Annotated in this window: 11 protein-coding genes, 1 other RNA gene and 1 other annotated feature; of the genes, 2 read left to right on the top strand and 10 right to left on the bottom strand. The window is 37.0% G+C overall.

Going from position 1 to position 15382, the window contains the following annotated elements; translation table 11 throughout:
- Nucleotides 1–41: 41 nt before the first annotated feature.
- Nucleotides 42–692 carry an RsfA family transcriptional regulator gene (locus BLS02_RS07885; RefSeq protein ID WP_092492465.1) on the top strand — a complete coding sequence of 217 codons (651 nt, stop codon included), beginning with the start codon at nucleotides 42–44 and terminating at the stop codon, nucleotides 690–692.
- 141 nt (nucleotides 693–833) lie between these two features.
- On the opposite strand, the gene ssrS is transcribed toward BLS02_RS07885, so the two are convergent.
- From ssrS to BLS02_RS18935, 4 genes are all read right to left on the bottom strand, one after another.
- Nucleotides 834–1019, bottom strand: a non-coding RNA gene (ssrS, locus tag BLS02_RS07880) — 6S RNA.
- Between the two features lie 121 nt (nucleotides 1020–1140).
- Complete coding sequence (gene aspS / locus BLS02_RS07875) at nucleotides 1141–2907, bottom strand: aspartate--tRNA ligase (protein WP_092492464.1); 1767 nt, start codon at nucleotides 2905–2907, stop codon at nucleotides 1141–1143.
- Nucleotides 2900–4189 (bottom strand): histidine--tRNA ligase, encoded by a 1290-nt coding sequence (hisS, locus tag BLS02_RS07870; protein ID WP_092492463.1) that lies wholly within the window; start codon nucleotides 4187–4189, stop codon nucleotides 2900–2902. Before hisS ends, aspS begins: the two co-directional genes overlap by 8 nt.
- A gap of 514 nt (nucleotides 4190–4703) precedes the next feature.
- Nucleotides 4704–4927: a binding site (T-box leader), on the bottom strand.
- 65 nt (nucleotides 4928–4992) lie between these two features.
- Entirely contained in the window at nucleotides 4993–5166 is a 174-nt protein-coding gene (locus tag BLS02_RS18935; RefSeq protein ID WP_175559463.1) for a hypothetical protein, read from the bottom strand.
- A gap of 93 nt (nucleotides 5167–5259) precedes the next feature.
- Here BLS02_RS18935 and BLS02_RS07865 point away from each other — a divergent pair, with 93 nt between their 5' ends.
- Complete coding sequence (locus tag BLS02_RS07865; protein WP_092492462.1) at nucleotides 5260–6315, top strand: N-acetylmuramoyl-L-alanine amidase family protein; 1056 nt, start codon at nucleotides 5260–5262, stop codon at nucleotides 6313–6315.
- A gap of 444 nt (nucleotides 6316–6759) precedes the next feature.
- Here the strand turns inward: BLS02_RS07865 and dtd are convergent, their stop codons facing one another.
- The 6 genes from dtd to secDF form a co-directional block, all read right to left on the bottom strand.
- Nucleotides 6760–7206, bottom strand: coding sequence for a D-aminoacyl-tRNA deacylase (gene dtd, locus BLS02_RS07860; protein WP_092492461.1), 447 nt, complete (start codon nucleotides 7204–7206; stop codon nucleotides 6760–6762).
- Between the two features lie 138 nt (nucleotides 7207–7344).
- Nucleotides 7345–9546 carry a RelA/SpoT family protein gene (locus BLS02_RS07855; protein WP_092492460.1) on the bottom strand — a complete coding sequence of 734 codons (2202 nt, stop codon included), beginning with the start codon at nucleotides 9544–9546 and terminating at the stop codon, nucleotides 7345–7347.
- A gap of 193 nt (nucleotides 9547–9739) precedes the next feature.
- Nucleotides 9740–10252: an adenine phosphoribosyltransferase gene (locus BLS02_RS07850; protein WP_092492459.1), complete on the bottom strand. Its 513-nt coding sequence runs from the start codon at nucleotides 10250–10252 to the stop codon at nucleotides 9740–9742.
- A complete protein-coding gene (recJ, locus tag BLS02_RS07845) occupies nucleotides 10242–12572 on the bottom strand; it encodes a single-stranded-DNA-specific exonuclease RecJ (protein ID WP_092492458.1) in 2331 nt (776 codons plus the stop codon). Before recJ ends, BLS02_RS07850 begins: the two co-directional genes overlap by 11 nt.
- Nucleotides 12573–12629: 57 nt before the next feature.
- Nucleotides 12630–12950 carry a LapA family protein gene (locus BLS02_RS07840; protein ID WP_092492457.1) on the bottom strand — a complete coding sequence of 107 codons (321 nt, stop codon included), beginning with the start codon at nucleotides 12948–12950 and terminating at the stop codon, nucleotides 12630–12632.
- Between the two features lie 109 nt (nucleotides 12951–13059).
- Nucleotides 13060–15336, bottom strand: coding sequence for a protein translocase subunit SecDF (gene secDF, locus BLS02_RS07835; protein ID WP_092492456.1), 2277 nt, complete (start codon nucleotides 15334–15336; stop codon nucleotides 13060–13062).
- Between the last annotated feature and the right edge of the window lie 46 nt (nucleotides 15337–15382).

Genomic DNA, 15382 nt, shown 5'->3' with positions numbered 1-15382 from the left:
GTAATATATAACGGCTGTATTTGAAAAAGGAGTTGAACAAATTGGTTAAAGTTAGACAAGATGCTTGGTCACATGAAGATGACCTATTGTTGGCAGAAACAGTTCTGCGTCATATCAGAGAAGGAAGTACTCAATTAAATGCGTTTGAAGAGGTTGGCGATAAATTAAATCGTACATCCGCAGCTTGTGGATTTCGCTGGAATGCCGAAGTAAGAGAAAAATATGATAATGCTATTGATCTTGCAAAGCGGCAGCGAAAAGAGAAAAAGCGTGCAAATGCAGTAAAAACTACTAAGGTAAGTCAGCCGGTAGAACCCATTCTCCAAGATGCCGAGGAAGATTTATCATCATCAACAACGGAAGAGCCATCAATCACAATGGATTCAGTTATTCGTTACTTAAAACGAGTAAAAAAAGATTACTATGCTTCCAATCAATCAAAACTATCATTGGAACAAATGCAAAAAGAGAACGCTATGTTAAAAGAGCATGTAAGTAATTTAGAAAAGAAATTGGAAAGTACTGAGAAACAATTTGCCACAGTACAAGAAGACTATCAAGTTTTTATGCAAATTATGGATCGGGCAAGAAAAATGACTGTTCTGGATGACCAAGGATCTATACAATCACCTGCATTCAGAATGGACAAAAATGGTAACCTTCAACAGGTTGCAAATGGATCAAACCAATAATAAAAGTCGCATGGAATTCTAGTAAGAATTCCATGCGACTTTTTTGTTCGCAGTTAAGGCTTGTATTCCAAAATATTAGAATTTTTACGAAAGCGTTTTGGCTTTCATAGAACCCCTTAAACGATTGGCTATATGTATTCTATCAATCCCAATCGTGCCGTCTATTTCTAGTTTTGATCCCGCTTTCAGCAGGTGGGTGCTCTGTTCCATATCTTTTATGCGTCCTCAATTAAGCGAGGCATGCATGCAACATGGAAACGATACAAGCTCCCAATTATATAGATGTTCGGTCAAAACATTTATATAAGACGTACACATCAGGATTGATATTTAATTATGTTTTGTGATTGTAAAATTATTTTACCATACAGAAATACTATTTTCAATATTCATTAGTATGAAGAAATTATTACACTTGTTACATCTTCACTACAATTTTCTTATTAAATCATAATTTCTTTTTAACTTGAATAGACAGTTCATCCAATTGTTCTTCACTTACTTCATCTGGTGCATCGGTTAGTAAATCTGATGCAGAAGCGGTCTTAGGAAATAGAATTGTATCCCTAAGGTTCGATCTTTCCGCTAATAACATAACGATTCGATCCAGCCCTAACGCGATACCCCCATGAGGTGGTGCACCATATTCTAATGCATCAAGTAAAAAACCAAACTGTTCAGATGCTTCTTCTTTGGTGAACCCCAATACTTCAAACATCTTATCTTGTTGTTCCTTCTTATGAATACGTAAGGATCCTCCACCTAATTCATACCCGTTTAATACAAGATCATATGCATTTGCCCGAGCACTTCCAGGGTCTGTACTCAGTTTATCAAGATCCTCCTCAACAGGCATTGTAAATGGATGATGAGCAGCAAAATAACGCTCCAGACCTTCATCATATTCCAATAACGGCCAATCAGTTACCCAAAGGAAATTAAACTTACTCTTATCAATAAGCTGCAAATCTTTTCCGAGTTTCAGCCTTAAAGCTCCCAAACTGTCATAGACAACTGATGTTTTATCCGAACTAAACAATAATAAATCACCATCTTCAGCGCTTGCTTGACCAACCAGCCCTGTCTTCTCTTCATCTGTTAGAAATTTAGCAATTGGCCCTTTTAGTTCGTCGCCTTCTATCTTAAGCCAAGCTAAACCTTTGGCACCATATACTTTCACAAAATCAGTTAGCTTATCAATATCTTTTCGTGAGTAATTAGCTGCTTGTCCTTTTACATTTAACAAGCAAACTTTTCCTCCTGATTCAATTGCACTTTGAAATACTTTAAAACTAGAATCAGCAAGAATATCCGTTACATGGATTAACTCCATGTCAAACCTCGTGTCTGGTTTATCTGATCCATAACGTTCCATTGCTTCATTATAAGGCAACCGTTGCAATGGCAACGAGATGTCGATATTTTTAACATCCTTCATCACGTTTTTCATCATTTTCTCAGTCATTGCCATTATTTCATCACTAGTCATAAAAGATGTTTCAATATCAATTTGTGTGAATTCTGGTTGACGATCAGCCCGTAAGTCTTCATCACGGAAACAACGAGCAATTTGATAATATTTCTCGAATCCACCCATCATAATCATTTGTTTGAAAAGCTGAGGTGACTGTGGCAATGCATAGAACTCACCATTATGCACGCGACTAGGTACTAAATAGTCCCTCGCACCTTCCGGGGTACTTTTGGTTAAAATTGGGGTTTCCATTTCAAGAAATCCGTCATCATTTAAAAAATTACGAACAACCTGTGTTGTTTGATGACGTAATTTAAAAGTATCCTGTAAAGCACTTCTGCGTAAATCCAAATAGCGATATTTTAAACGAAGATCTTCCGATACATCAGATTCATCCTCGATAAGAAATGGTGGTGTCTTCGCTTTATTCAAAATGCTTATATCTGTTGCCATTACTTCAATCTTTCCTGTACCCATCACTGGGTTGATTGTACCTTCATCACGAATAACAACTTTTCCTTCGACTTGAATGACATATTCACTTCTAACTGTTTCGGCAACTTCTAAAGCTTCTTTGGAATTATCCGGATTAAAAACTACTTGTACAATACCAGATTTATCGCGTAAATCGATAAAAATTAATCCACCTAAATCTCGACGTTTTTGTACCCAACCTTTTAATAATACTAGTTGATCAATATCCTTTTCACGTAATGTTCCTGCTAATATCCGTTCACTCATTTTCAATTCCTCCTAGAAGCATTTCATGCATCTTTTCAACTAGTTGTGACAAAGGTACTTCCAACTGTTCGCCTGTTTCCAGTTCTTTAACGTTAACAATTTCTCTTTGTATTTCATCTTCTCCAAGTATTAACACATATTTTGCTTTAAAACGATCTGCTGCTTTAAATTGGGCTTTCATTTTTCGACCTTGATAATCTTTGTCAGCCTGGATGCCATCTTTACGTAATTCATGTAATAGATGAACTGCTTCTTTTTCAGCTTCGTCTCCTACAGCAACCACGAAACAATCCAATTGATCATCAATTAGTATCTCTTTACTTTCAGCATCAAGAGCCATTAATAATCGCTCCATTCCCATACCAAAACCAATACCTGGTGTACTTGGTCCCCCTAACTCTTCAATTAGTCCATTATATCTTCCGCCACCTGCCAACGTTGCAATGGCACCGAATCCATCAGCTTCACTCATAATCTCAAAAGCTGTATGGTTATAATAATCAAGTCCACGTACTAAGTTTTTATCGACCTCGTACTCAATCCCCATCCTCGTTAAATAGTTCTGAACCTGATCGAAGTAACTTCTTGATTCTTCATTTAAATAATCTAATATCGATGGTGCATTCTGCATTGCTGGATGATCACGATCCACTTTACAATCCAGAATACGTAAAGGGTTTTGGTCTAAGCGAATTTGACAATCATTGCACAGCTCATCCTTATGTGGCGAAAAGTGATCGACCAAAGCCTGGCGGTGACTAGTTCGGCTTTCATTATCACCTAATGAGTTAATAACTAATTTCAATGATGTTAACCCTAACTCCTGATAGCACGTCATTGCCAAATCAATAACTTCAGCATCTACTGCTGGATCGGCACTTCCTAATACTTCCACACCAAATTGGTTTAATTGACGCATTCTTCCTTTCTGCGGTCTTTCATAACGAAACATTTGAGCAAAATAATAAAGTTTAACTGGCTGGCTGGGATTACCAAACATTTTATTCTCAACGAATGATCGTGCAACTGAAGCAGTACCTTCAGGGCGTAGTGTCAGACTTCTCCCTCCACGATCCTCGAAAGTATACATTTCTTTTTGGACAATATCGGTTGAATCACCTACACCTCGCTGGAATAATTCTGTATGCTCAAACAGTGGTGTGCGGATTTCATCAAAATGAAACCTGCCACACACATCTTTTAATCGATCTTCAACAAACTGCCATTTCTTTGCCTCTTGTGGTAAAATATCGACTGTACCTCGCGGAGCTTTCATGCTCATTTGTAATACCCCCTCATTATTTTTGCTATTTTCTAAAAGATTGTTGCTTTATTAAAGTAATGAAATCATATCGTAGTTGATATAAACTGCGAACTGACTGCTGGAATAATCACTATAAACTCTCGTCCCCCGTCCGGGGGTCGCTATGGGCGGATGCTTTCCGCGGGCACGGCCACAGCCTCCTCGAGAACACTACTCTGCGGGGTCTTCGGACACGTGCTATTCCCGCAGGAGTCACTGCCCTCTGCTCACCCGGACTAGTGTAGTGCTGTCACACTTATTCTATAGGGGGTCCTACTCGAGTCAACAGCTGAGGAAATACACGTAGACTCCTGTGGGAGCTGAGGCTCATCAGCCGCCCTAAGTGCGCGAAGTGTATTTCCGGAGCGGCATAATAGCACTCAAAATTTTTAAAAAGTACTTCGCAGTTTATATCAACTGCAGGTTAAAACAACAAAACTTACGGAAAGAGACTTATATAAAAAAATATAAAAAACTCCCGACCCTTATAAAAATAAGGGACGAGAGTTAACCCGCGTTGCCACCCTAGTTGATGCTTTTTAAAGCACCCGCTCTTCACAGTTAACGCCTGCAAAACGTCTATATCTACGTACTATGTATTCGATATAGAGCCTAAGGAATGTCTTTCATCAGAGCATCATGTGAAAATGTTCTCAGCCTATGACATTTTCTCTCTTTCCACATACTTCTCATTACTTTTTCCATCACTGGCTTTTTATACATCTATCATTAATTTAATTAATTATGAATGACTATTATATTAATGTTTCCCTAACGCATTGTCAAGTACGAGTTATCTTTTTCTTCAACTTTTTAACCTCACCAAGAGTAATACCTAACTCCTCTGCTATTTCCATATGATTAAATTGATCTTCAATTTCTATGAACCGATGGAAATTGGCTCCATAAATATCCTTACTCATGTTTGAATTCCAATGTTTTTCTTGAATTCGCATAACTAAAATCCCTCCCTATTTTATTCTAGTTTTGCCTAAATAGAAACTTTTTATTAAAATAGAGTTAATACATTATTCTAAGGAGGAACTTCATTGCATATAAAGAAAACAACATTGTTATTCTTTAGCATATTGTTTCTGGCCTTCGCAACATTAGTAAGTGCCAACGAAGCAGTAATTAATACAGATAATCTAAACGTCAGAACAGGACCTGGCACCAATTTCGAGAAGATCGGTCAAGTACATACTGATGAAGTTTATCCAATTTTACAGCAACAAGATGGATGGGTAGAAATTCAGTTGACTCAAGGTACCGGCTGGGTTACTAATGAGTATATCAGCATTTCAGGCAACACGGATTCTGAGGACACCAAGGAAAGCAATATGGAAACAACCACTGAAAAAATAATTACAATTCAGCATGATAATACCCAGTTACGTGATGGACCTTCAACCAGTTTTGAAATTACCGAATTTGCCAATAAAGGTATAAAATTTAAGGTACTTTCCCAAAACAATGAATGGTACGAAATTACAAACGATAATTACACCGGCTATGTTTTAAAACAATTGGTCGAAAAAGAAGATACAACATCTTTTAGCGGCATGAAAAACAAAACAATCGTTATCGACGCAGGACATGGTGGAAGAGATGTAGGTGCAATTGGCGCGAGCGGAACACATGAAAAAGATTTTGCTTTTAAAACAACACAGGAACTTAAACAGGAACTTACTGCGCTTGGGGCGAACGTAGTTTTAACAAGAGAAAATGATGAATTCATTTCATTAGGCAGCAGGATAAGCCTGCCCAACATTCTCGATACAGATGCTTTTATAAGCATTCATTACAACAGTTTTCCTGAAATGCCTAATGTAACTGGGATCGGAGCATATTATTATCATGATCAAAATCAAAAGATAGCTAAGGATGTTCTACAGGGAATAGCAAAAGAAACCGGTGCAAGAAACCGCGGTGCCACATTCGGGGACTTTCACGTTATCAGGCAAAATTTCAAACCATCAATACTAGTTGAATTAGGATTCATTTCCAATCCGGAAAAAGAACAACTTCTTCAAACTAACGCATACCAAAAAAAGTTGGTGACAGGGATTGTAAACGGATTGAACAAATACTTTAAAAACCAATAAGATACCTGTTCGCTTAATCGTAGCTAGCGGACATGAGGTCCCTTATTTGTATAATGGGGCTATTTCTACAAAATAAGGTGTTTCGTGTCCGCTATAGTTTTTGGCAGTTCCTTCTTCTTGTTGATTCGAACAACATTTTTTAAATTAAGAATTTCAGTTCACCCCTATGTGCGACTCCAGAGCAAGACTAGCAAATAACGTAACGAGTGAGGAAGCTTGCGGAATACAAATAGGGAAGTTCGATTAAATACGGTACATCCTGAGACTGCAATTACTCATATTTGTGCCAGCATCAACGACCTCACATCGTGTAAGACCTAAGACGCAGAAAGCAAACACTTTCCTGCTCCAGTTCATATATAAAAAAAGCAGTTCAATTAAAAATGCAAATTACGTTTTTGCTTTTCTAATTTGAACTGCTTACTATAATGTTATTCATGCTTATTATTTATCATTGCTATCCAAAATAATTGTAACCGGGCCTTGATTTGTTAGTTGTACGTTCATCATTTCACCAAACTCACCTGTCTCAACACGAACTCCCTGTTGTTCAATTAATTGATTGAAATGCTGATATAATTTATTCGCGTGATCCGGTTTTGCTGCGTCAAGAAAATTAGGCCGTCTGCCTTTTCGGGTGTCAGCGAATAATGTGAATTGTGAAATAGACAGTACCTGACCCGATACATCTTTTAATGAAAGATTCATCTTTTCATTTTCATCTTCAAAAACACGAAGATTTACAAGTTTGCTCACCAAATAGACTGCATCCTTTTCAGAATCTTCATGTGTTACACCAAGTAAGACAACAAACCCATTATCAATTTTCCCAACAACATCATCTTTTACGGTCACACTGGCATTGTTTGCACGTTGAATGACTGCTTTCATAATTTCATACTCCTTTTTCTATCACAAGGCTATTTTATAAAAGATTATTGTTTTCGGCACAAAATCTTTATACCGCGATACTGTGTCAAGGTTTATGTCCACTCCGAGGAATCTTACGTAAATAACCTATTGAACAGACTATTGTATTGTTCTTGTTACTGTATAAACATCTTTTATTTGCTTTATCCGTTCCACAATTCTTCTTAGATGATTCGTATTATGAATTAGAATTGTTATATGAATAACAGCCATTTTATTTCGATCGGATCGACCATTTACTTGTGTTATATTTGTTTTTGTCTCATTTACCGCTTGTAATACTTCATTCAACAAGCCTCGACGGTCATATCCTGATATCTCAAGGTCCACATGATACTGTTTTTTATCTGTTTGTGTTCCTTCCCATTCAACATGGAGATAACGCTGCTTCGCCTCTTCTGTTTGGACATTAGGACAATCTGAACGATGAACTGATACCCCTCTTCCCTTTGTAATATATCCAATAATATTATCACCAGGAACCGGATTACAGCATTTCGATAACCGTACTAGTAAATTATCGACACCTTCCACCTGAACACCTGAATCACGTTTTTGTACTTTTTTACTTGGTGTTTCATTCTTCACTTCTTCAAGTGTCTCTTCCAAGTTTTGTTCTTTTAACTTTGTCCGTCTAATCTTTTCCGTAAGCCGAGTAGCTATTAGTGCAGCAGTGATTCCCTGGTAACCTACAGCAGCATACATTTCTTCTTCATTTATAAAATTAAACCGTTCATAAACACGTTTCAAATTTTCTTGAGTTAGTGCTTCTTTAGGGTCTATTCCCAATGCACGTATTTCCTTATCAACAGCCTCTTTGCCCTTACTAATATTTTCTTCCCGCCGCTGTTTCTTAAAGAACTGCTTAATCTTATTTTTCGCTTGAGATGTCTGTGTAATTTTTAACCAATCCTGTGATGGTCCATAGGAGTGCTTTGAAGTCATTACCTCAATAATGTCCCCATTTTTAAGTTCATAGTCGAGTGGTTCCATTTTTCCGTTTATTTTAGAACCAATCGTTTGATTACCTATTTCTGTATGAACTTTATATGCAAAATCAAGTGGTACAGACCCTGAAGGCAGTTCTATGACATCTCCTTTTGGAGTAAATACATAGACCATGTCAGAGAATAAATCGACCTTCAGTGACTCCATAAACTCCTCTGCATCGTGTGTTTCATTTTGCCAATCAAGTATTTCCCTAAACCAAGTGAGCTTTTCTTCAAAGGACTTTTTATCACGTGCTAACTGACGTCCTTCTTTATATGCCCAATGAGCCGCAATACCAAATTCAGCTATTTCATGCATCTCTTTCGTTCGAATTTGTACTTCAAGCGGATCTCCTTTAGGCCCAATTACGGTTGTATGCAATGACTGATATAAATTTGGCTTTGGCATTGCAATATAATCCTTGAATCTCCCAGGCATTGGTTTCCAGCATGTATGAATAATTCCTAAGACTGCGTAACAATCTTTAATACTATCAACAATTATACGTACTGCTAATAAATCATATATTTCATTAAATTGTTTGTTTTGCTTCACCATTTTTGTATATATACTATATAAATGCTTTGGTCTTCCTGAAATATCTGCTTCAATATTTACATCTTTCAGTTGGCTTGTGACCTCATTCATAACATCATCTATATAGGTTTCACGCTGATCACGTTTTTGTTTCATCAACTGAACAATTCGATAGTATTGCTGTGGATTTAAATAACGTAAGGCTGTATCTTCCAACTCCCATTTGATTGTAGAAATACCCAAACGATGCGCTAAAGGTGCAAATATCTCCAAAGTTTCATTTGAAATTCTCCGTTGTTTTTCAGGAGGTAAATGTTTAAGTGTCCGCATGTTATGCAATCGGTCAGCAAGTTTAATTAGAATTACCCGAATATCTTTGGCCATTGCCACAAACATTTTGCGATGGTTTTCTGCTTGCAGAGCTTCTTTTGATTTATATTTAATTTTCCCAAGCTTTGTAACACCATCAACAAGCATTACAACTTCAGTACTGAAGTGTTTCTTCATTTCTTCAAGTGTAATGTCTGTATCCTCTAATACATCATGTAAAAAACCCCCAGCAATTGTCTCTGGATCCATTTCTAGTTCAACTAAAATTCCAGCTACCTGAACTGGGTGTATAATGTAAGGCTCACCAGATTTTCGATATTGCTCCTTGTGTGCATCTTCTGCAAACTCATATGCACGACGAAGGAACAGAGCATCCTCTTCAGTAAGATACCGGCGAGCCTCTTTGATTACATCTTCTATTGTCAATATTTCTTCTTTTGCCATATAATCACCTAAATTCGCGTTAGAGAATACTTTCTAATAGTATCGAAAATTTTTGTGTAAATGTAAAGAAAAAACCGTCAATATCATTGGAATAATTCTGTTACTTTATTACACAATTAAAAAAAAGGGATAATAACAGGTCTGACGAACAGTACATAAGTTCAATCAGACCTAAAAACTTATTGCGAGAATATTAATAGTTCATTAATGTTAATACATCATAGCCTTCAAGTTTCTCAAGTCCATTAAGGTATGAAAGTTCAATCAGAAATGCACAGCCTACTACAATTCCACCCAAATCTTCTACCAATTTGATTGTTGCCTCTATTGTACCACCTGTCGCAAGTAAATCATCAGTAATTAATACGCGCTGACCTGGCTTAATCGCATCTTTATGAATGGTCAGGACATTTTTACCATATTCCAGCCCATAATCAACCTTAATAACTTCTCTTGGTAATTTTCCTTCTTTTCTAACTGGAGCAAAACCGGTTTCCAATGCATAAGAAACTGGGCAGCCTATAATAAAGCCACGCGCTTCCGGCCCCACCACAAGGTCAATATTTTTCTGTCTGGCAAAATCAACAATCTCATCGACAGCTGATTTAAATGCTTTGCCATTATCCATAAGTGGTGTAATATCTTTAAACTGGACCCCTTCTTTTGGCCAGTCCTGAACAATTTTAATGTATTTTTTATAGTCCATGTGTTACTTCCTCCTTGGGCATTTCCCCATCTTTTATGCAATCTGAAAACCACATTCTTAAATCTTCATAGGTTGAATAGTACAGAATCTTTTCAACCTCAGCCTGATCCAGTCGTTCTTGATATGATGGCGAATCTGATAAATCCTTTTTCATAGGATCTGCATTTAATTGAATAATACCATTTTCTATTTTAACAAACTCTAATTCAAAAAACACGTTGGACATAAATAAGATTCTATCCTTCGTCCATGCTTTTGCATCCATGATCATCGGCAGCTCTTTTTGCAAATTAACTTGTTTTCGTTTAGCTACAAAAGCATATAGCCATTTAAAATCCTCGCGTGAAGGAAAAGCCTTCATAAACACACTATCTTCCAATTGAAAACAAACATGGATATTTGACGGATTTGTTTTACATACCAAATCCTGAAGAGTGTTCAGATTTGTCGGCATTTCAAAAAGGTAGAGTGTATTGACTTCATCAAGCAGGCTAATGTCTGCGTCATACCTAATACAAGTTATCTCATCAGGAACAATTCTGCTTTCATTTAGGAGTGTATTATGTACTGCTAAATGACTAGTATTATTATTAACATAAGGTGTGATATCAAAACGTTTTTTCCCTCGATGATCAAAGACTTGTCTCTCTTCAATTTTCATATCCCGAATAACTATTTGCACCTTTTTATTACCATTCCACTCATTAATACCTAACTCGCCAACAACAGATAATGGTGTTTGTGGAGAAATATGGTCATATAAACCACCTAAGCTAAACCCTATTCCATCAAGCAACTGATTCTCATGCTTAAATTGCATTTTTAAGTGTTTTTTCATATTCCCAATCTGCCGTATATCAGAAGGGATATCATTCAGATGAAAGATCGGCTTTGGATTAGCCATACCAAATGGTGCCAGCTGGCTAATTTCATTTACCAGCTCTTCATTAATTTCTGGAATGGCAATTGTTTTACTTACTTCAATTTCCTGAGAAAAGTCTTCTTTTGTAAGCTGCTGATTAATGATTTTGTTTAGTTCTGTTTGCAACAACTGAAGATTCTCTAATGGTAAGGTCATACCTGCTGCTTGTGAATGCCCACCGAAATGAGTAAACGTGTCTCTGATTTTCATACAGTTGGAAAATAAATCAAAGGCAGGGATACTTCTGGCAGAACCTTTTACTTGTTCTTTTTCTGGTAGAATTGTCAGCACGATTGCTGGTCTGTCATATTTTCGGACAAGATTTGATGCGACAATGCCCAGCACACCTTGATTCCAGCCTTCTTTTGCTACAACAATTACTCCTTGTTCTTCAAGTGAGCCTACCATTTGATCTGCTTCTTTTACAATGTCACTAACTATTTTTTGACGTTCCTGATTAATGGATTGTACCATTTCTGCTATGTGTTCTGCCTCTTCCTGATCATCAGACATAAGGAGCTGTACAGCAAGATTTGCATCTTGTAATCTGCCGACCGCATTAAGCCTTGGGCCAATCAAGAATCCAACATCCTCTTCACTGACATCCCCGTTGATATTGCATACCTTTTTCAAAGCTATCAACCCTGGTCTATTAGTCGCTGATAACGTTTTTAAACCATAGAATGCCAGAATACGGTTTTCACTTTTTAATGGTACAAGATCAGCAATCGTACCTATAGCAACTAAATCAAGTAAATGCTTTGGAAAATAGCCTAATAAGCTTTCAGCAAATTTAAAGGCAACACCCACACCTGCCAATTCTTTAAACGTATAATCGGGTGAGCATTTTGGGTGAATAATCGCAAACGCCTCAGGTAACTGTTCCTGTGGTTCATGGTGATCCGTTATCACTAAATCAATTCCAAGTTGTTTTGCAACAGTTGCCTCATGGATTGATGCTATTCCCGTATCAACAGTTATGATTAGGCTAAAACCATTGTCAGAAGCAGTTTTAAATGCTTCTTCATTTGGACCATAACCTTCTGTGAATCGGTTTGGTATATAATAATCACAATCTGCACCAAGTTCCTGTAACGTTTTTAACAAAACCGTTGTTGAACTGACTCCATCTGCATCATAGTCACCAAATACAAGAATTTTTTCTTTATTAGCTATTGCTTTATGTACACGTTCCGTTGCTTTTGATATATCTGAAAAGCCTTGTGGATTATATAAATTTTCTAAATCAGGTGACAAAAATTCTTTTGCCGATTCCGCTGAAGTAATACCTCTCTGTATTAAAAGTTCTTTAATAAGTGGAGAGATTCCATTTAAATCCCAATCTAGTGATTCTGTTTGCGCACTTGAAAATTTCCAATTTGTCTTACTCTGTAACATAAGTTCACCCCTGACTAATCCATTATACTAGAGTAAGCCAAGGGTCGCAATTAACGTTTATAGATTGTTCTTTTCCGAATCTAGATTTTCTTCGTTTTCAACATCTGTTGTATGGTTTTCCTCTACCGATTCTTTTAACTGATTATTCTCAGCTATAAGAGATTTCCGCTCACGCTGCAAGTGAATTATTTTCATTAAACCAACAGAAGCTGTAATAATTCCACCCATCAAAACGGAGAACAGTATTACTAATATTAATGGTGCCTCACCACTTCCAAATAAGTAATTAACTTCAACCGGATCAACATTTATTATTGCAAACACTGCAACAATAATAACGAATATAATTGCTAGAATAACATATGATTGCCCTCTCAATTCCAATTCCTCCTTCTAAAAATAGTGCTTCTACTAAAGTACCCTTTTTTCCTTATTATTAACCATATACAAGACCCCTGTAGTTACAACAACAGGGGTCTTATCTGTATTACACTTGTGGTCCTTCTGTTTTTTTCTTCTTAGCAAATACAACAGGTTTATCCTTAATATTTTTTCCGCGCCATACTAACCATAGTTGTGAAGCAAGGAACAAGGATGAATACGTACCTATTAACAATCCTACAGCTAGCGCAATTGCAAAACCAGTAATTGGCTGTGCTCCAAGGAATAAGAATGCCAATACAGCAATCATTGTAGTAAGTGTTGTATTTATACTACGTGTAAAGGTTTGTACCAAACTCTTGTTGACGATGCCAGCAAGTTCCTTAAATGATTTGACGCGTTTCTTTTTGCGTAGATTTTCCCTAATTCGGTCAAAGGTAACTATCGTATCATTTATTGAATAACCTATGACGGTTAGAATCGCAGCAACTATTGTAACATCAAATTCAATTCTGGTAAGGCTAAATATTGCTAACACGAAGAAAACATCATGGATTAAAGCAATTATTGCTGTTAAACCAAAGAATAGTTCAAATCGAAGTGTGACATATATAACCATACCAATTGATGCAATGGCCAGTGCATAAAGGGCGTTTTTAACTAGTTCTTCACCAACAACTGGTGAAACGACACTCACACTGGAATTTGCATTGTAATTCTCCTGAAAATACGTCTGTACTTCTGATATTCTGTCTTCATCAATTACCTCTTCATAACGAAGAATTACATTCTCGCCATTATCACCTGCAGGAACAACAGATTTTGCCTCTAAATCCAGCTCTTCCAGACTGTTTTTAATTGCCTCTGTGTCTAATGTATCTTCTGCAGCAAGTTGAATTCTTGACCCACTGGTAAAATCAATTCCAGGGTTTAATTGAAAAATACCTAGTGAAATACCACCAAGAATAACCATTGACGCTGATGCAATAAAGAATTTTTTTCTATGTTGAACAACATTAACCTTCCGATTAAAGATTTTAGGTTCTACTTCACTTACATCGGCGATATCCTTAATGTCCTTCTTCTTAACCCCAAACCATGCTGGTCGATTTTTAAGAAATTTTGCTTTAATCCATAATCGTAATAATAGCCTTGAACCATAAACAGCTGTTATGAAGCTTACTAGGATGCTAACAATCAACATCGTCGCAAACCCTTTAATCGAGCTTGTACCAAATATGAATAAAACAGCAGCAGCAAGCATCGTTGTAATATTGGCATCAACAATAGCCCGTAATGAATTTGCCGTTCCTGCTTTAAACGATGCGAGTAATGATTTACCTTCGCGAATTTCCTCTTTAATCCGCTCAAATGTAATGACATTCGCATCAACAGCCATACCAACACCAAGTATTAGCGCGGCTATTCCTGGCAGCGTTAGCACACCATTCATCAGTTCAAAAACTAATAGAATTAAATATATATAAATACTTAAATTGATTACAGCTATTAATCCTGGGAAACGATAAAATGCAATCATAAATATAAAGATTAGACTTATACCAATAACCCCTGCAAATACGGTCTTATTAAGCGCCTCTTCACCAAACTGTGCACCTACCGTATTTGAATACAATTCTGTCATATTCACAGGAAGTGAGCCTGCATTAATGATATCAGCCAGTCGTTGAGCAGATTCCACTGTGAAGTCACCATTAATCATAACATTTGTTGTGTTTAATGTTTCATCAACTTTAGGGGCTGATACATATTTCGGATCTTCCTTCTTCACTTCCTCAGCAAATGAATCCCCTTCTTGATAGTCCATCCAGATCACGAGCAAGTTCTTTTTTTGAGGATATGGAACCATCGGGTCTTCTTTGGCAGCAAGATTACTTGTTATTTCCCCAAATTTTGATGCATCTTTTAATTGTAAGGTGACAATAGGCTGGTTCGTTTTCTGGTTAAAATCTTGTTTCGCACTACCTTCTTGTATGTCTGACCCGTCAAGAAGTACTTCATCCTCAACATTCCGCAATGTAAGGCGTGCTGATGTGGATAGCAGCTCTCTTGCTTCACCTTGATTTTCCACCCCAGCAAGCTGTACACGAATTCGATCTTCACCTTCAATATTAATATTTGCTTCGCTAATCCCCAAGCGATTCACACGTTCATTGAGTATTCGTACAGTGGATTCAAGTAACTCTCTATCTGTCTCTTCTCCTTCATCAACAGGTTCAATTTGATATAAAACCTCAAACCCGCCTTGAAGATCCAATCCTAGATTAACGTCTTTCGCAATTCCTGTTATCGTTGACCCAATCGTCCCCGCAAATATTAGTACGATTAGAAAAAAGGCAACGATCTTGCCTCTGTTTTTCATCTTCCAATTGCCTCCCTTTATATCTCTTGGGTAAAACATTATGTAA

The organism is Virgibacillus salinus, assembly GCF_900102415.1.
Taxonomy (GTDB): domain Bacteria; phylum Bacillota; class Bacilli; order Bacillales; family Amphibacillaceae; genus Lentibacillus; species Lentibacillus subterraneus.
The sequence above is the reverse complement of the archived record's forward strand: the minus strand, read 5'-3'. Positions and strand labels throughout refer to the sequence as shown.

Bases quoted from the DNA above. Each gene is read 5' to 3' on its own strand.
- BLS02_RS18935 (WP_175559463.1), bottom strand. From the start codon at position 5,166: ATGCGAATTCAAGAAAAACATTGGAATTCAAACATGAGTAAGGATATT.
- BLS02_RS07855 (WP_092492460.1), bottom strand. From the start codon at position 9,546: ATGGCAAAAGAAGAAATATTGACAATAGAAGATGTAATCAAAGAGGCT.
- dtd (WP_092492461.1), bottom strand. From the start codon at position 7,206: ATGAAAGCAGTCATTCAACGTGCAAACAATGCCAGTGTGACCGTAAAA.
- BLS02_RS07850 (WP_092492459.1), bottom strand. From the start codon at position 10,252: ATGGACTATAAAAAATACATTAAAATTGTTCAGGACTGGCCAAAAGAA.
- aspS (WP_092492464.1), bottom strand. From the start codon at position 2,907: ATGAGTGAACGGATATTAGCAGGAACATTACGTGAAAAGGATATTGAT.
- secDF (WP_092492456.1), bottom strand. From the start codon at position 15,336: ATGAAAAACAGAGGCAAGATCGTTGCCTTTTTTCTAATCGTACTAATA.
- hisS (WP_092492463.1), bottom strand. From the start codon at position 4,189: ATGAGCATGAAAGCTCCGCGAGGTACAGTCGATATTTTACCACAAGAG.
- recJ (WP_092492458.1), bottom strand. From the start codon at position 12,572: ATGTTACAGAGTAAGACAAATTGGAAATTTTCAAGTGCGCAAACAGAA.